The sequence below is a fragment of the Leucothrix mucor DSM 2157 genome (assembly GCF_000419525.1).
GTDB lineage: Bacteria > Pseudomonadota > Gammaproteobacteria > Thiotrichales > Thiotrichaceae > Leucothrix > Leucothrix mucor.
This window is the reverse complement of the sequence record NZ_ATTE01000001.1, coordinates 439,162-456,930: the sequence shown is the minus strand read 5'-3', so window position 1 is coordinate 456,930 and position 17,769 is coordinate 439,162. Positions and strand designations below refer to the sequence as shown.

Here is a 17,769-nt window from a genome sequence, read left to right as displayed (position 1 = left end):
TTATCCTTTTGCTCGCGCTTCCAACATGGAAACGACGGGAAGTTTTTTACCTTCTAAGAATTCCAGAAATGAGCCACCACCTGTGGAGATGTAGGAAACCTTATCACTGATGCCATATTTATCAACAGCAGCCAAGGTGTCGCCACCACCTGCAACCGAAAAGCCTTTTGATTTGGCAATCGCCATCGCAATGGCTTTGGTGCCTTCGCCAAATTGGTCGAATTCAAATACGCCAACCGGGCCGTTCCAAACAATCGTTCCGGCATTGCGGATGATCTCTGCTAATTCTTCAGCCGACCGTGGTCCGATATCAAAGACCATATCGTCATCTGCAATCTCAGAGACTGGCTTGAGTGTTGCTTCAGCCGTTTCTGAAAATTCCTTACCGCAGACCACGTCAACCGGTACTGGAATGCTACCACCATTGGCAATAGCCGCTTTGGTTAAAGCTTTGCAGGTATCGACTAAATCTGATTCATAAAGTGATTTACCAACGTTATGACCCGCTGCGGCAATGAAGGTATTGGCAATGCCACCGCCGACGATCAACTGGTCAACCACTTTAGACAGCGATTCTAACACAGTCAGCTTGGTAGAGACTTTTGAGCCACCAACCAGCGCCACCATTGGACGGGCTGGGTTATCCAGCGCCTGCTTTAGTGCCGCTAACTCACCGGCTAACAATGGGCCTGCGGCCGCGACTGGGGCAAACTCACCTGCGCCATAAGTAGAGGCTTGCGCGCGATGTGCAGTACCGAATGCATCCATGACATAGATATCGCATAAGCTTGCGTACTGGCGAGACAGTGTTTCGTCGTTAGACTTTTCGCCCTTGTTGAAACGTACGTTTTCCAGTAAGGCCAGCTCGCCATCTTCTAGCACAGGGGCATTTTCCAGATAGTCTGTAATCAGCTTTACGGGCTTGCCTAGCGCTTCGCTTAAATAGTCCGCAACGGGCTGTAAGGAGTATTGCTCCTCATATTGCCCTTCGGTCGGACGCCCTAAGTGAGACATCACCATTACTTTAGCGCCAGCATCCAATGCCGTGCGTAAACTTGGCAATGATGCCTCGATACGCGCAGCAGAGGTTACTTTGCCGTCTTTGAACGGCACATTCAGGTCCTGACGAATCAGCACCCGTTTTCCGGATAATTCCAGATCTGTCATATTGACAATAGTCATTAATCAATCCTCTTTAACACTAAGAGTGTAAACGTTAAACATGACACGAGAATGACGCTTAGGCTGTCACTTGCTCAATGGCTTCCAGAACGGCTTTAGTCGTGATACCGAAGTACTCGAACAACTCTGGTGCTGGTGCCGACTCGCCGAAGCCTGTCATGCCGACCATTGCGCCATTGATGCCGACATATTTATACCAACCGTCCATGATCGCTGCTTCGACTGCCACACGTGCAGTGACTGCTGCTGGTAATACAGACTCTTTATAAGCTGCATCCTGACGATCAAACTCAATGGTTGATGGCATGGAGACTACACGTACATTCTTTGGTGATTGCTCGGCTGCTTCCAAAGCAAGCTGAACTTCTGAACCGGTAGCAATAACAATTACGTCAGGTGTGCCAGCGCAATCTTTAATAATGTAACCACCTTTGCTAACGTTCGCCAGAGTCGCAGCATCGCGCTCAACATGAGGCAGACTTTGACGTGAGAAAATCAGACAAGACGGTTGGTCTTTCTTTTCGATCGCAGACTTCCAGGATACAGCTGACTCAACCGCATCACAGGCACGCCATACATTCATATTTGGAATCATCCGTAGCGTTGGAATTTGCTCAACCGCTTGGTGGGTTGGGCCATCTTCACCCAAACCGATCGAATCGTGCGTGTAAACAAAGATGCTACGGATTTTCATTAGTGCAGCCATGCGCAGTGCATTACGTGCATATTCTGAGAACATCAGGAAGGTTGCGCCGTAAGGCATCAATCCGCCATGCAGTGTTACACCATTCATAATGGCGCTCATACCAAACTCACGCACACCGTAGGACAGGTAGTTTCCAGTGAAATCTTTATCTGTTCCATGGTTTGAGTTGATGTATTTGCTACCACTGAAGAAGGTGTTGTTAGATGGCGTTAGGTCGGCAGAACCACCCAAGAACTCTGGCAACAACGGACCAAATGCATTCAGTGCAGTCTTTGACGAGGCACGGGTTGCTTGAGTTAACGCTTGCTCTGCAATGGATTTAACTGCGTCGTTAGCGGCTTGCTCCCAGTTCTCTGGCAAGTCACCCGCCATCCGGCGTGAGAACTCAGCGGCTTCTGTAGGGTATGCAGCTTTGTAGGCATCGAAACGAGTATTCCACTCAGCTTCTGCGGCAGCGCCCTGCTCTTTTGCATCCCAACCGGCATACACATCATCAGGAATTTCGAACGGAGGTAGTGTCCAGCCCATTGCTTCGCGAGTGGCTGCGATTTCGTCTGCTCCTAATGGCTCGCCGTGTACATTGTGGCCGCCTTGCTTGTTTGGAGCACCTTTACCAATCACTGTTTTGCAGCAGATTAGTGTTGGCTTGTTAGTTTCTGCCTGAGCCTGCTCGGTTGCGGCTTTGATCGCATCCGCATCGTGACCATCAACATTCGCAATAACCTGCCAACCGTAAGACTCGAAGCGTTTAGGGGTATCATCAGCGAACCAGCCTACAACGTCGCCGTCGATAGAAATGCCGTTGTCATCGTAGTAGCAGATTAGTTTGCCCAGTTTTAATGTGCCAGCTAGTGAACATACTTCGTGGGAAATACCTTCCATAAGGCAACCATCGCCCAAGAATACGTATGTGAAATGATCTACGATTGCGTGACTATCACGATTGAACTGTGCCGCCATAACTTTTTCAGCCAGTGCCATACCAACCGCATTGCTGAGGCCTTGACCCAGTGGTCCGGTTGTCGTTTCGATGCCTGGTGCGTAACCGTACTCTGGATGACCCGGTGTTTTGGAGTGTAATTGGCGGAAGTTACGGATTTCCGACATTGGCAAATCATAACCCGTTAGGTGCAGCACCGAGTATGGTAGCATTGAAGCATGACCGTTAGACATCACGAAACGGTCGCGGTCTGGCCATGCTGGGTTTTGCGGGTTGTGTTTCATGAAGTCGTTGTAGAGTACTTCGGCTATATCAGCCATACCCATTGGCGCCCCCGGATGACCGGATTTTGCTTGTTGAACAGCGTCCATACTAAGGACACGAATTGCATTGGCTAGTACACTACGAGATGACATTAATAACTCCTGTTGAGCTGGTACTTGAATAAAGAAGGCAATTTTAGCAGAAGGCTGATTGAGATGCTCTGCTATCGAATGAAAAATAGTGAGACTAAATTTGTTCGCAACCTAAGTAACTTGACATACCACAGTCAATCACTTTACCGTTTATCCACAGATTTGTTGTATCCGTTAGTAGCAAACCAAAAACCCTATGCCGCAAGGAGCTGGTACGCTATATTCGGATAGACCTCTTTTACCAACAGAAATCCCCTATGAATAAAAGAAAAATCCTATTCAGCCTTATAGCAGTGATATCACTCAATGGCTGTAGTGCTATTAAGGCGCGCTTCTTCAAACCAGCCGACCCACTCACAACATCAAAGCCCATGAAGTACAGTTTCATCGCGCCAAGAAGAGCTCCACTGGCTACAGCAGTGGCGAGTAGATTGCAGCTTACCTCAAGTGGTAATAACGGCTCTATGGGTCGTTTTAGCTATTACTCAGCTAATGGCAACAGGTGTCAAACTCTGTCTTTAGATACCCCGAGGGCTGCTTGCTTTGTCGATGGAAAATGGCAAGAAGCAGCACCGATATTAGTCGTTCAAACTCCCTAGTAATGGCTCTATTTTTAAATGCGCTAAGCATACAGGTTCGAGTTATTCAAGCCATCGTTTATCGAGAGACGCTGATAAAGCTCGGTAATAATAAGATGGGTTTCCTGTCGGCTATCGGTCAGCCGCTATCACAGATTCTTTTTATTTCATTACTGTTCACTGTAATTGGGAGGAATAACCCTCTAGGCGGCAGTATTGTACTGTTTTTAGCAACAGCTATCATTCCTTACAATTTTTGCATAATGATGGCAACCAGAGTGATGAATAATCAAGGAACAAGTAAAGGCCTGATGACTCACCCCTTTATAACCCCCTTCGATACAATTATTGCAAACCTCTTAATAGAATCCTCGATACTTTTGATTGCTGGAGTCGTTATTTTCACTGGTGTTGGGCTGCTTGGCTACTGGGATTACTCCTACGACTCATTGCTTGACATCCTCCTAATGATAATTGTGTCGATTACTCTTGGTTTTGCAATAGGGCTTATTAATTCAGCACTTGCCGCACGATTCAGCTTATATCCAAAGTTTTGGGGTCTACTCACGCGCCCTTTATTTATTATGTCGGGAGTGTTTTTTGTCGCGTCAGAGCGCTTTCCGCCTGAAGTCATGGCTATTCTTTATTATAACCCTGTATTACACATCACCGAGTGGTCACGCAGTGCATTCTACCGTACATGGGAAAGTAGTCTGGTCGACTTAAAATACCTCCTTGGCTTTACCCTCACAGCATTGTTTATAGGTTTAGCTATGCAGAGACTCACCGAGGAAAAAGCCCGCGAATGATTATATCCTTTGACAATGTCACCAAGCTAAAGCCAATACCAGGCACTCATAAGAAAAAACATGTTCTTCTGAATGCCTCTTTTATCTTCAATGAAGGTGATCGAGTTAGTTTACTAGGAGTAAAAAGTGCTGGTGTTCCAACAGTGCTAAAACTTATTTCAGGCTCTGAATTACCAACAACAGGGAAGATTATAAGACGCGGTTCATTTTCTCCTCCAATCGGTGACACTGGTAGCTTTCATGGTGATCTGACTGGCGAGGAGAATATTCGCTTTATTTGCAAGCTCTACGGACAGCAACCTAAAACTATCATCGCTTTCATAAAAGACTTTCTGGAAGCGGATAAGGCACTCAAGCTTCCAACTAAAACATATCAGGATGGGTTTGGTAAAAATATTGCCTTTGCACTAAGTATTGCAATGAGGTTCGATACCTATTTAGTTATCAACCCAATCCCAACGGGGAACTCTCCTGAGTTCCAAAAAAAATGCATGGATGCATTCACAGAAAAGACAAAGGATGCCTCACTCATTTTGACATCTAACTCTGTGAAGCTTGTACGAAACTATACTGATAGAGCAATGGTAATTCACAAAGGGGCTGCGATCCTCTTTGATGATATTGAAGCAGGCCTTCTAAAGTACCGACGCTTTCATCGCAACAACACAGGCACCATTTAGAATGTCCTTTAATAAATTTACATTTTTTTTCTTTGTTCTAATACCTAGTGCATTAGTTTCAACCTACTTTTATAAGTATGCTAGTGATCAATATGTTTCTGAGTCCCGCTATATTATACAAGGAAGCAGCCAAAGCAATGTTGATGTATTAGGGATGGTAACGGGGCTTACTGGGATGGCCTCATCTGGAACAGACTCCCTAACAGTTCAAAACTATATAAACTCTCACGACTTCTTACGCCTGATTAACCAGAGAATCAGTTTACGTAAAGAGTACTCAAGCACTACTCATGATTGGTGGGCCAGATTGCCAGAGGATGCAACCAATGAAGACCTTCTAGATTACTGGGAGAATACGATCGTCAATATCTCATTCGATGGAGCTTCAGGTATCAGCATACTTGAGGTAACCGCATTTGAAGCAGAAATGGCCCAGAAAATTTCAAACGAAATCTTAGAAATCAGTGAAACCTTCATTAATACAATGTCTGACAATGCTAGGGACGACGCGTTAGAGTTTGCACAAAAAGAGGCCAAAGATGCCAAGCTCACACTGGACAATCTCAGAAATCAGATCACACTTTTCAGCGAAAGTGAAAAGGTTATCAGTGTGGAACAAAATGCCCAAACTGAGCAAGGTATTGTTGCGGAGTTGAAACAAAAACTAGCTACTGCGGAAGCTGAATATAGAAAAATAAGCGCCTATATGCGCCAAGACTCTCTCAAGGTTAGAGCCTTGATCAATGACATCAACTCTATTAAAAACCAAATCCTAGTGCAGCAAAGTCGCTGGACAAACCCTGATGCTGGCGCTGGAAAAACAGTCGCCTCAGCAGTACAAAACACGGCTAGGCTCACTTCAGAGCTTACTTTTGCAGAGCAACTTTATGTTACCGCGCTAAGTGCATTAAAGCAGGCGGAAATTGAATCCAAACAAAAGCAGCGCTACTTGGAACGTATTGTTCCTCCTCACCTTCCAGATGAGGCGCTAAAGCCCCACCGTATTCTCTCAGCGGTATCATTCTTCCTAGCAAGCTTCATGATATGGGGAGTGCTATCCTTAATAATTTCTTCAGTGCGTGAGCACCTTAGTTAGGCATGAGGCAAACATCGTGAACTATAAAAACCTACCAAAGCTACTCCAGAAAGTCATTTCTGGAGTTGTATTATCTTCCCTGTGCTTAAGCATACAAGCGGCAGACCCACAAAACAGTTTAACACCTGAAGCATTCGATGAAGGAATACCAGACACGGAGAGCCTTAGAGGCCTTAACCGCCCTTTTGGTGCCAGTCTTTTTACCGGAAAATTTGCAGCACAGGGATCTAATGCCCTTGACCCTGACTACATACTTGTTCCCGGTGATAAAGTCTCACTCCATATCTGGGGAGCTGTGCAAGCTGATGAAACGTCGGTGATTGATGCACAAGGAAATCTCTTTCTTCCCGAAATAGGCGCCGTAAAAGTAGCCGGAAGCCCAGCAAAAGATCTCTCATCGCTTGTAAAAGGAAAGCTACAAGGTGTCTATACCCAGGGCGTTGATGTTTACGTCAATCTCTTAACTGCGACACCTGTAAGTGTATTTGTGACGGGCCCCGTTCTTAGCCCAGGCCAATATGCAGGTATACAAACAGATAGTGTTCTTGCCTATTTACACCAGGCAGGAGGCATTGACCCAAATCGGGGAAGCTATCGAAACATAAGAATCTTAAGGCGGAATCAGACCATTGGAACCGTTGATTTATATGCGTTTTTACGATGGGGCCAACTACCAAATATTCGTTTTCAAAACGGTGATACTATTTTAGTTGCTCCACAAAGTAGCACCGTGAATGTAGAAGGCGATGTGCGAGGAAACTACCGATTCGAATTTTCAAGACAAGAAGGTTCAGGTCGCGACCTAATAAACATTGCTCGGCCGAACTCTAGCGTAACAAACATCGCACTTAGCGGAACAAGAAATCAAAGACCACTTTCTGTTTATTTACCCATTGGTAAATTCGCTAATACCGCCCTACGTGACGGAGACACTGTACGCTTTGTGTCAGACGCTCAAAGTGGCACGATTGATATTTCCGTAGAAGGTAGCTACCTAGGCAACTCTTACCTAGCTGCGAAGAAAGGATCTCGCTTAAAAGAAGTCCTTGACTACATAGCCATCTCTCCTGATGAAGCAGATATTAATAACATATTTATTCGTCGCAAGAGTGTTGCTGAGAAACAAAAAATCAACTTACAACAGTCAATTAATCGGCTGGAGAGAAGCGTCTTAACATCACCAGCCAAATCAGATGGAGAAGCAAGTATAAGACAACAGGAAGCGGCTCTAGTAAGTGAGTTCATAAAAAATGCACGGAATATAGTTCCTGATGGTCGAGTTGTTGTCAGCGAGAATGGCCAAATTGCCAATATTCGCTTGGAAGATGGTGATGTAATTGTTATTCCGTTTCGTAGTGACGTTATAACCATCAGTGGTGAAGTTAACATACCCCAAGCGCTTGTCTTTGCTAGTAATGCCACAACTAGAGACTATGTCGCTAGAGCCGGCGGATTTACCGAGAGAGCAGACGCACGTCGCATTATCATTAGAAAGCCTAATGGACAAATAATCATTGATCAAGGCGCTGTTCTGGCTCCAGGGGATGAGTTACTTATTTTTCCTAGGGTTGATACTAAATCAATGCAATACGCTAAGGATATAATCACGATTATCTTCCAGATTGCTGCTGCAAGTAGTGCTGTTGGCATACTTTAATTATGAGAATGCCTTTTAGACTGTATGTGTTATTTTCAAAGAAAATACTTAAGGGCATTTTAAAATTAGATAATTCAGATTATGAGTATCAGATCATTCATCCTTTGCCTGAGCTGAGTCTTTTGGGCGCATCGTCTCAGCTGTGCACAACGTCATGGTACATGATAGAACTTGTTATAAAGCAAGCTGAGGCTCGGCAAGGCATAATGAGGGTTATCTTAAGAGACTCTAATAACAAAGCTCAGGTAATACTTCTTCGCTATACAGATGGCGTATTAAAGAAACGTTTTTTTAAAGTTTTAATAAACCCTACTACTGTTCAGCTGGAAATTGACACTTCTTCTAAGTTACTGAAAATAGAGAAATTAAGAATATTCAGAGTTAGTCGTAAATTTGCGCATAAGCGGGTATTGAAAAAGATAAAGGCGAATCATCCTGACTTTTTCCAGCTTGAGACTAAAACTGTACGTCAAATGATAGATCTTCAGGCTGATCAACAAGCAGTAGATCCTGATGCCTACCTCTATCAAACATACGACGGTATCGTTGCTCCTGCTTTTTTAAGCAACAACAAAAACCTTCAATCGGCTCTTAGAATATGTCCGGCACTCCCTACCGGCCAGCACTATGCTTCGCTGCCAGCACAAACATTCTCTATTGCGGTCATGGCGCATATCTTCTATGACGATATGTTGCCCGAGTTTCAACACTGGCTTGTCTAAATATTCCATTCCACTTTGGATCTTTTGATCTCGGGACGCCCCTCGGAAGCTCCACCACCAACTGGATTGTCGAAGCCTTAGCTCGCCACCGTACCCACAAATCCTGGGGCACATTAGATGTTAGGGTGATGCCGAATCAGGGACGTGAATATTGCACCGATGGTGGTGGGCTTTGCGAAAAGAGTGTCTGGCGCATGATTATGTGATGCATTTACATTCTAAGAAGAGCCCGTATGGCAGTGAGACGGATGGCTGGTTTAGCTATTGCTTGTCGCACTTGCTCGATAGCCCGCTGTATGTGAGGCCATTCTGAATCAGTTTGAACAAAAATCCTGAGCTGGGCATTATTTACCCGCCACCTTTACCTACCTTTGCGCAATCATGCTTGCAATTGGGAGACTCTGGGATCGTCTGGGGTTCCGGGCAACGACACTGGAGGCGTTTCCCCTTGAGTTCCCGGCGGGCTCAATGGATGTGGTTCCGCTCCTCGGCCTTGAGGCCGTTGTTTGAGGCTAATTTGGACTGGGCTGATTTCCCAGCAGAGGATAGTCAGAAAAATGGCACTCTGGCCCATGTGATTGAGCGCTTATTCTTTTACGTTGCGCATCACCAACAGCAAACTTATCAAGCGGTCCGCCCTGCTTCACCCATGGAGTTTTTCAGTCCATTGATTGCGCCGACGATGCCTGAGCATCGCGACTGGTCCGTGACGGCGAAGGCCAATAGTCTCGATTATTATTCCGGTGTATAACCAATGGGCGCATACCCGTGCTTGTCTGAACGCGATTGCGGACTTTACAGACCCTGAGCAAACGCCTTATGAGATTATTTTAGCGGACGATGGTTCAACGGATGAGACCTTAGCGGCGGCAGATCATTATCCACACCTTATTGTGGTCCGTACACCAAAGAATCTGGGCTTTCTGGGTAACTGTAATCATGCTGCAAAGACGGCGCAGGGAACGTTTCTGGTCCTGCTCAATAACGACACTCAAGTTCAACCTGGCTGGTTATCTTCGTTAATAGACACCTTCGAAACCACACCCGAATGCAGCCGTTGTTGGTTCGAAGCTGTTGTATCCTGATGGCTCTTTGCAGGAGGCGGGTGGAGTGGTTTGGCAGAATGCCGGTGGCCTTAATTATGGTCGTGACCAAAACCCGGCCCTGCCTGAGTATAGCTACCTAAAACCATCCGATTATATTTCAGGGGCAGCCATTGCCGTTCGCCATGACTTTTGGCTTACGTTGGGCGGCTTTGATGAGCGCTTTGTACCGGCTTACTATGAAGATACCGACCTGTGTTTTGAGGCTCGAGATCACAACAGGGAGGTCTATCTACAACCGGCCTCTTTAGTGGTTCATTTTGAAGGCAAGTCTCACGGTACCGACCTTGGCAGTGGCATCAAACATCATCAGGTGATTAATCAACAAAAGTTTCGTGACAAGTGGCAAACTACGCTGGAAACCAAGCATGTTGATGGCAGTCAATTACTCTTTGCCAGAGAACGGAGTGTCGGTAAAAAGATTATTGCGGTGCTGGATTACTATTTGCCAGAATATGACCGTCATGCCGGTGCCCGCCACACCCTGACCTACATCAAGCTACTGCTATCAAAAGGCTATGTCGTTAAATACTTCGCTTGCTTTATTGATCATGAGCGGCAAATTCAGTTTGCGACTCAGTTGCAACAGCTGGGCGTTGAAACCTACTACCCCGGGATCTATTATTTTGAGCAAAACTGGAGTGCCTGGCTGACTGCTCATAAAGACTACTTAGATGCGGTGCTGATTAATCGTCCTCACATTTATCAGATGCATGCCAAAGCCTGTCAGGAAGCGTCAATTCCGGTCTTGTATTTCTGCCATGATCTGCATAATCTCCGCGCTTACCGTGAAGCCCTGCGTCAACAAGATACCGAGAAGGCCAAACAGGTCAAAGCCAGAGAGCAGGAAGAAATTGATATTTTCCGACAGGCAGCCTTCAGTTATACTCCAAGTCAGTTCGAAGCGGATTACTTGCAACAGGAACATAACATTGAAACGGTGAGCTACCTGCCCTTGTATTGTAACGAAACAGGCTGTCCGGACCGTAAGCGTGCACCCGAAGGCCAGCGCATCGTGTTCGTCGGTGGCATGCATCACGCCCCGAATCATGATGCGGTTACATGGTTTTTAAGTGAGGTATGGCCCTTCGTTATAAAGGCCGCACCTCAGGCAAGTTTCCGCTTAGTGGGGGCCAACCCATCAGAGTCACTCTATGCGATGGCGGATGAATCGGTCACGCTACTGGGTGGTATTTCAGAAGATGACCTGCACGAGGAGTACCGTCTCGCCAGACTCGTTGTCGCCCCCTTACAATATGGCGCCGGCGTTAAAGGCAAGACCTTGGAGGCATTACAAAAAGGCATCCCCCTAGTGGCCACCAGCATCGCCGCTGAAGGGATCCCCGGAATTAATGACCTGCTACCAACCGCAGACACTCCGGAAGCATTCGCCCAACAAGTATTGGAAATGCTAGCGCTGTCTGATGAGCAGTGGCTAGACTGCTCCCATAACTATACGGCGTTTGCACGTCATACCTTATCAACTGAAGAAGCTTGGCGACACTTTACTCGTGGCTTGAGCCTTGTTGGTTTAGAAGCTAACTTATAACCCTAAAGAATACATTAACTTTGAACTCAGCCACCTCACAAATAAAGAAATTTTTCCGTAAGGAGATAGAGTTTAAAGAAAAAACTAAACACAATGATCTAGGAAAAATAAGTGTAGATTTTTTTATAACTAAAAATAAACAGAGCATTAAAAAAAACAACTGGTATATGCTTGAACTAGTAGCATCATCTACTAATAACAACAAAAAAATCGTTAACTTAATACTAAATAAAGGTCTTCATAACGAACAAGATATTAGCTTGTCATTCTATAATCAACGCACTAGAAAACGACTTTTTTTAAGCTCAGGAAATCCACAAAAGATATCGCTAGTGAGTGAAGAAAAGAATTTCAACGTGGATAGTTTATCTATATTTCAGGTTAGTTTCTTTTTTGCCCTCACTCGTACCCTAAAAAAGCTTATAAACAACCACCCTCTTTATTTCAACAGGAAAGCACTCATTACTTTTGGTAAAGTATATTTAACATCCATAAAAGAAAAACAGTCCATATCTGCTATTCTATACAAAAAATATAATGAAATAGTTGACCCACCGAACTTCAATGAGACTGAACTTTATTCACTATGGATAAGCAATAATGAACAGAAAAAAAACAAACACCTAACACCAACAGGCTTCTCTTTCTCACGCAATAAATTTGATATTCAAGAACCACCTAAAAATAATTCAAACACCATAATAGCGTACAGTGTTTACTCACATGCAACTCAAAGAGAAACTTTTCCCAACCTTTTTAATAACACAAAAAATATTGACTATATAATAATTATTGAGAACGGCTCCACTCTCGCAGAAGATGCACTTATTGTATTGTCAGATATGATTTCGGCTAACCCTAATGCCAAACTCATATATTCAGATAATGACTATTTGAACTCATCAGGCTTCCGTCATTCACCACACTTCAAGCCCGACTGGAACCCAGACCTGTTTTATTCATCGAACTATATTGGTAATAGTTATATTATAAGGTCCGACTTTTTCAGAAGCGCGATTTCAGATAGCGAGCTTCAGAAACTCACTGCTTACCAAGTGCTTTACAAGATAACAAGCCAACTTGACGGAGCTGATATAGTCCATATCCCTAAAATACTATTCCATAAGCCTGACCAACAAAAAGAAGACATTAGTAGAATAAATTTCAGCGATGTGATTTATCCATATACTGAAAAAAATTATAAAATAAGCATCATTATACCTACAAGAGATAAAGTAGAGCTACTTGACAGATGCATACAGTCTATTATTCAAAAATCAACCTATAAAAATTACGAAATTATTATAGTTAATAATGATAGCAAAGAAAAAAGAACACTAGATTTTCTATCAAGCATTGATCAATTACCTAATATATCCGTAATAAGCTACAAAAGACCGTTTAATTTTTCAGCAATGAACAACTATGCAGTAAAGAAAGCAAAAGGTGATATTATCTTATTGCTTAATAATGATACTGAAGTAATCTCTAACACTTGGTTAAATGAGCTTCTCCGATATGCAATACACCCTAATGTCGGCTGTGTCGGAGCCAAGTTGATTTATGCAGACCATACAATACAACATGCAGGAATAATCCTAGGTATTAATGGAGTCGCAGGGCACGCACATCGTGGGCAAAATATGAAATCAAATGGCTACTTTAATCGATTAAATCAAGTTCAAAATTTCTCAGCCATGACTGCTGCATGCTTGATGGTTAGAAAAGACACCTACCTCCAAGCCGGGGGGCTGACGGAACGTTTAGCAATCAGTATGAATGATGTTGACTTCTGTCTAAAAATAAAAGAACTTGGCTATCGCAACATATGGACACCACATGCCCTACTATACCACCATGAATCTCAATCACGAGGAACAGCTGTAAACGCCAAAGTTAAAAGGATTACTAACAAAGAAGTGCGTTACATTAAACATAAATGGTGGTATTTTTTGCAGAAAGATCCTGCTTACAACCAGAACCTAACTAGAATTTTGGAAGATTTTTCAATAAACCCCTACCAATCAGATTAAAATCAAAAATATTACATTAAGTTTTACTAAACAAGGACATGACAGCAAGCATGAAGTTTATCCAGCGTATAAGAAAACGATTTTCAAAAAAATCTTACGAACAGGCTCCACCTCCATCACTTAGCAACAAACCAGACACAAGTGATGATAAAAATCTGATACTGGATAGTGGCTTATTTGATGCTGATTGGTATCAAAAAAAATACAGTACTAAAAATAACCTCATCGATGCTCCCTACGAACACTTTCTCAAATATGGGTTAATAAACGAAAATGACCCGAGCTCAGCTTTCTCGACCAGAGCTTACTATCTACTTTATCCAGACGTTAGACTCTCAGGCCTAAACCCTTTAGTCCATTACCTTGAGCACGGAATTAACGAAGGAAGAATTTTTCTACCTGTCAGCTTCGATGTCTCTAAAGCCGATGAGCGATTAAGTATCAAGCTCTTAAAAGAATCGGGATTATTTGATGTAGATTGGTACCTTGATACCTATCAAGATGTTGCTAAAGCAAACATTGATCCCATAGCTCACTATGTAGGCAATGGAGCAAGAGAGGGGAGAAATCCTTCTCAATCATTTTTCAGCTATTTTTATCTTTCACAACTTCGCAATGAAGGGCTTTCGTACATCAACCCGCTACTTCACTATATTTTTATCGGAAGACAAAACAATCTAAGAGCCTCTCCTGATGGTCTTAGAATATGTCCGGCACTCCCTACCGGCCAGCACTATGCTTCGCTGCCAGCACAAACATTCTCTATTGCGGTCATGGCGCATATCTTCTATGACGATATGTTGCCCGAGTTTCAACACTGGCTGTCTAATATTCCATTCCACTTTGATCTTTTGATCTCGACGCCCTCGGAGCCTCAGCAGCAACGGATTGTCGAAGGCTTAGCCTCGTTACCAAATCTGGGCACATTAGATGTTAGGGTGATGCCGAATCAGGGACGTGATATTGCACCGATGGTGGTGGGCTTTGCGAAAGAGTGTCTGGCGCATGATTATGTGTTGCATTTACATTCTAAGAAGAGCCCGTATGGCAGTGAGACGGATGGCTGGTTTAGCTATTGCTTGTCGCACTTGCTCGATAGCCCGCTGTATGTGAGTGCCATTCTGAATCAGTTTGAACAAAATCCTGAGCTGGGCATTATTTACCCGCCACCTTTACCTACCTTGCGCAATCATTTGCATTGGGAGAATATGCGTCCGGAGGGTGAGGCTCTGTTGGATCGTCTGGGGGTTCCGGCAACGACACTGGAGGCGTTTCCCCTTGAGTTCCCGGCGGGCTCAATGATGTGGTTCCGCTCCTCGGCCTTGAGGCCGTTGTTTGAGGCTAATTTGGACTGGGCTGATTTCCCAGCAGAGGATAGTCAGAAAAATGGCACTCTGGCCCATGTGATTGAGCGCTTATTCTTTTACGTTGCGCATCACCAACAGCAAACTTATCAAGCGGTCCGCCCTGCTTCACCCATGGAGTTTTTCAGTCCATTGATTGCGCCGACGATGCCTGAGCATCGCGACTGGTCCGTGACGGCGAAGCCAATAGTCTCGATTATTATTCCGGTGTATAACCAATGGGCGCATACCCGTGCTTGTCTGAACGCGATTGCGGACTTTACAGACCCTGAGCAAACGCCTTATGAGATTATTTTAGCGGACGATGGTTCAACGGATGAGACCTTAGCGGCGGCAGATCATTATCCACACCTTATTGTGGTCCGTACACCAAAGAATCTGGGCTTTCTGGGTAACTGTAATCATGCTGCAAAGACGGCGCAGGGAACGTTTCTGGTCCTGCTCAATAACGACACTCAAGTTCAACCTGGCTGGTTATCTTCGTTAATAGACACCTTCGAAACACACCCGAATGCAGCCGTTGTTGGTTCGAAGCTGTTGTATCCTGATGGCTCTTTGCAGGAGGCGGGTGGAGTGGTTTGGCAGAATGCCGGTGGCCTTAATTATGGTCGTGACCAAAACCCGGCCCTGCCTGAGTATAGCTACCTAAAACCATCCGATTATATTTCAGGGGCAGCCATTGCCGTTCGCCATGACTTTTGGCTTACGTTGGGCGGCTTTGATGAGCGCTTTGTACCGGCTTACTATGAAGATACCGACCTGTGTTTTGAGGCTCGAGATCACAACAGGGAGGTCTATCTACAACCGGCCTCTTTAGTGGTTCATTTTGAAGGCAAGTCTCACGGTACCGACCTTGGCAGTGGCATCAAACATCATCAGGTGATTAATCAACAAAAGTTTCGTGACAAGTGGCAAACTACGCTGGAAACCAAGCATGTTGATGGCAGTCAATTACTCTTTGCCAGAGAACGGAGTGTCGGTAAAAAGATTATTGCGGTGCTGGATTACTATTTGCCGGAATATGACCGTCATGCCGGTGCCCGCCACACCCTGACCTACATCAAGCTACTGCTATCAAAAGGCTATGTCGTTAAATACTTCGCTTGCTTTATTGATCATGAGCGGCAAATTCAGTTTGCGACTCAGTTGCAACAGCTGGGCGTTGAAACCTACTACCCCGGGATCTATTATTTTGAGCAAAACTGGAGTGCCTGGCTGACTGCTCATAAAGACTACTTAGATGCGGTGCTGATTAATCGTCCTCACATTTATCAGATGCATGCCAAAGCCTGTCAGGAAGCGTCAATTCCGGTCTTGTATTTCTGCCATGATCTGCATAATCTCCGCGCTTACCGTGAAGCCCTGCGTCAACAAGATACCGAGAAGGCCAAACAGGTCAAAGCCAGAGAGCAGGAAGAAATTGATATTTTCCGACAGGCAGCCTTCAGTTATACTCCAAGTCAGTTCGAAGCGGATTACTTGCAACAGGAACATAACATTGAAACGGTGAGCTACCTGCCCTTGTATTGTAACGAAACAGGCTGTCCGGACCGTAAGCGTGCACCCGAAGGCCAGCGCATCGTGTTCGTCGGTGGCATGCAACACGCCCCGAATCATGATGCAGTTACGTGGTTTTTAAGTGAGGTGTGGCCCTTCGTTATAAAGGCCGCACCTCAGGCAAGTTTCCGCTTAGTGGGGGCCAACCCATCAGAGTCACTCTATGCGATGGCGGATGAATCGGTCACGCTACTGGGTGGTATTTCAGAAGATGACCTGCACGAGGAGTACCGTCTCGCCAGACTCGTTGTCGCCCCCTTACAATATGGCGCCGGCGTTAAAGGCAAGACCTTGGAGGCATTACAAAAAGGCATCCCCCTAGTGGCCACCAGCATCGCCGCTGAAGGGATCCCCGGAATTAATGACCTGCTACCAACCGCAGACACTCCGGAAGCATTCGCCCAACAAGTATTGGAAATGCTAGCGCTGTCTGATGAGCAGTGGCTAGACTGCTCCCATAACTATACGGCGTTTGCACGTCATACCTTATCAACTGAAGAAGCTTGGCGACATTTTAGTCGTGGCTTAAATCTTATTGGCTTAGAAAGAGAATAAACTGCATGGAACAACAACTTAAAAAAACACTCGTTCATCTGCATATATTCAAAAATGCAGGTTCCTCTCTAGACAAAATCCTCCGTGACAGTTTCGGGGATCAGTTTATGACTTTTGACAAAGACAACCCAGGCGCAATGATAAATTGTGATGAGCTTGATCAGATACTAAACAGAAATGAAAACATATCTTGCTTAGCATCTCATCAGATCAGAATGCCTCTACCTGTTAACTTTTCACGGATGATTTTCCCAGTTTTCTTTATTAGACATCCGATTGAGCGCATACAATCTTGCTTTCATTTCGAACGGGACGTTCAAAAGCGATTCCCTCCAGATATGACTATGGAGCAATATGCACGTTCGAGCCTTCGAAACCCATCCATTAGCGCAGTCATTAATCTCCAAACTGCGACCATTTGCGATAATCGCCTCATGGACGGAAAGCTAAGAACCTCAGTTACAAAAGACGTCGTAGACTCTGCCATTAGCGCATTACGAAACAATGCCTACTCTTTTGGTTTAGTTAGCCATTTTGATCTGTCACTTAAGCTGATTAAGCACCAGCTTACACCGCACTTTGAACAACTAGCCAGTAGCGATGACGACCTTACGGGTAGTGTTCATGAAAACTTTTCCCTTAATACAGCTATGAATACTAGTGAGAAGCTCGCTTACGTTAAAGACAACCTATCAATACCAACCTATGTGCAGCTACTTGAGGCCTTACAGCCAGATCTAATGCTATATGAGGAAGCAGTAAGAGAGTTTGAGAAACGGGTAGGCAATTCATTAGTGAATTTATCCGTCATTTAATTAATCA

At 44.7% G+C, this 17,769-nt stretch carries 13 protein-coding genes; 11 read left to right on the top strand and 2 right to left on the bottom strand.

Translation table 11 applies throughout. The features are described from left to right. Both LEUMU_RS0101995 and tkt read right to left on the bottom strand, forming a co-directional pair. On the bottom strand, window positions 1-1,182 hold the full coding sequence (locus LEUMU_RS0101995; protein WP_022950606.1) for a phosphoglycerate kinase: 1,182 nt from the start codon (window positions 1,180-1,182) through the stop codon (window positions 1-3). Between the two features lie 58 nt (window positions 1,183-1,240). Continuing rightward, a complete protein-coding gene (tkt, locus tag LEUMU_RS0101990; protein WP_022950605.1) occupies window positions 1,241-3,244 on the bottom strand; it encodes a transketolase in 2,004 nt (667 codons plus the stop codon). A 556-nt stretch (window positions 3,245-3,800) separates the two neighbouring features. Between tkt and LEUMU_RS27690 the strand changes: the two genes are divergently transcribed. The 11 genes from LEUMU_RS27690 (at window position 3,801) to LEUMU_RS0101935 (ending at window position 17,762) form a co-directional block, all read left to right on the top strand. Further along, window positions 3,801-4,631, top strand: a complete 831-nt coding sequence (locus LEUMU_RS27690) for an ABC transporter permease (RefSeq protein WP_084708009.1) — start codon at window positions 3,801-3,803, stop codon at window positions 4,629-4,631. Continuing rightward, complete coding sequence (locus LEUMU_RS24210; RefSeq protein ID WP_022950602.1) at window positions 4,628-5,311, top strand: ABC transporter ATP-binding protein; 684 nt, start codon at window positions 4,628-4,630, stop codon at window positions 5,309-5,311. Before LEUMU_RS27690 ends, LEUMU_RS24210 begins: the two co-directional genes overlap by 4 nt. Window position 5,312: 1 nt before the next feature. Then, on the top strand, window positions 5,313-6,407 hold the full coding sequence (locus LEUMU_RS0101970) for a KpsE/RkpR family capsule polysaccharide export protein (RefSeq protein ID WP_022950601.1): 1,095 nt from the start codon (window positions 5,313-5,315) through the stop codon (window positions 6,405-6,407). Between the two features lie 16 nt (window positions 6,408-6,423). Further along, window positions 6,424-8,064, top strand: a complete 1,641-nt coding sequence (locus tag LEUMU_RS0101965; RefSeq protein WP_022950600.1) for a polysaccharide biosynthesis/export family protein — start codon at window positions 6,424-6,426, stop codon at window positions 8,062-8,064. A 2-nt stretch (window positions 8,065-8,066) separates the two neighbouring features. Then, window positions 8,067-8,786, top strand: a complete 720-nt coding sequence (locus LEUMU_RS0101960; RefSeq protein ID WP_026744399.1) for a hypothetical protein — start codon at window positions 8,067-8,069, stop codon at window positions 8,784-8,786. Window positions 8,787-9,234: 448 nt separating this feature from the next. After that, window positions 9,235-9,537: a rhamnan synthesis F family protein gene (locus LEUMU_RS0101955; RefSeq protein ID WP_157474228.1), complete on the top strand. Its 303-nt coding sequence runs from the start codon at window positions 9,235-9,237 to the stop codon at window positions 9,535-9,537. Continuing rightward, a complete protein-coding gene (locus tag LEUMU_RS27685) occupies window positions 9,530-9,871 on the top strand; it encodes a glycosyltransferase family 2 protein (RefSeq protein ID WP_051155951.1) in 342 nt (113 codons plus the stop codon). The genes LEUMU_RS0101955 and LEUMU_RS27685 overlap by 8 nt, the downstream gene beginning before the upstream one ends. A 25-nt stretch (window positions 9,872-9,896) precedes the next feature. Then, on the top strand, window positions 9,897-11,438 hold the full coding sequence (locus LEUMU_RS24205; protein ID WP_051155950.1) for a glycosyltransferase: 1,542 nt from the start codon (window positions 9,897-9,899) through the stop codon (window positions 11,436-11,438). Window positions 11,439-11,458: 20 nt separating this feature from the next. Continuing rightward, window positions 11,459-13,471 carry a glycosyltransferase family 2 protein gene (locus LEUMU_RS27680; protein ID WP_051155948.1) on the top strand — a complete coding sequence of 671 codons (2,013 nt, stop codon included), beginning with the start codon at window positions 11,459-11,461 and terminating at the stop codon, window positions 13,469-13,471. Between the two features lie 38 nt (window positions 13,472-13,509). Further along, window positions 13,510-16,947, top strand: coding sequence for a rhamnan synthesis F family protein (locus LEUMU_RS27675; protein WP_084708007.1), 3,438 nt, complete (start codon window positions 13,510-13,512; stop codon window positions 16,945-16,947). Between the two features lie 5 nt (window positions 16,948-16,952). After that, window positions 16,953-17,762 (top strand): sulfotransferase family 2 domain-containing protein, encoded by an 810-nt coding sequence (locus tag LEUMU_RS0101935; protein ID WP_022950597.1) that lies wholly within the window; start codon window positions 16,953-16,955, stop codon window positions 17,760-17,762. Window positions 17,763-17,769: the final 7 nt, after the last annotated feature.

What these genes read in the sequence shown, in the direction of transcription:
- LEUMU_RS0101995 (WP_022950606.1), bottom strand. Translation starts at nt 1,182, where the DNA reads ATGACTATTGTCAATATGACAGATCTGGAATTATCCGGAAAACGGGTG.
- tkt (WP_022950605.1), bottom strand. Translation starts at nt 3,244, where the DNA reads ATGTCATCTCGTAGTGTACTAGCCAATGCAATTCGTGTCCTTAGTATG.
- LEUMU_RS27690 (WP_084708009.1), top strand. Translation starts at nt 3,801, where the DNA reads ATGGCAAGAAGCAGCACCGATATTAGTCGTTCAAACTCCCTAGTAATG.
- LEUMU_RS24210 (WP_022950602.1), top strand. Translation starts at nt 4,628, where the DNA reads ATGATTATATCCTTTGACAATGTCACCAAGCTAAAGCCAATACCAGGC.
- LEUMU_RS0101970 (WP_022950601.1), top strand. Translation starts at nt 5,313, where the DNA reads ATGTCCTTTAATAAATTTACATTTTTTTTCTTTGTTCTAATACCTAGT.
- LEUMU_RS0101960 (WP_026744399.1), top strand. Translation starts at nt 8,067, where the DNA reads ATGAGAATGCCTTTTAGACTGTATGTGTTATTTTCAAAGAAAATACTT.
- LEUMU_RS27675 (WP_084708007.1), top strand. Translation starts at nt 13,510, where the DNA reads ATGACAGCAAGCATGAAGTTTATCCAGCGTATAAGAAAACGATTTTCA.
- LEUMU_RS0101935 (WP_022950597.1), top strand. Translation starts at nt 16,953, where the DNA reads ATGGAACAACAACTTAAAAAAACACTCGTTCATCTGCATATATTCAAA.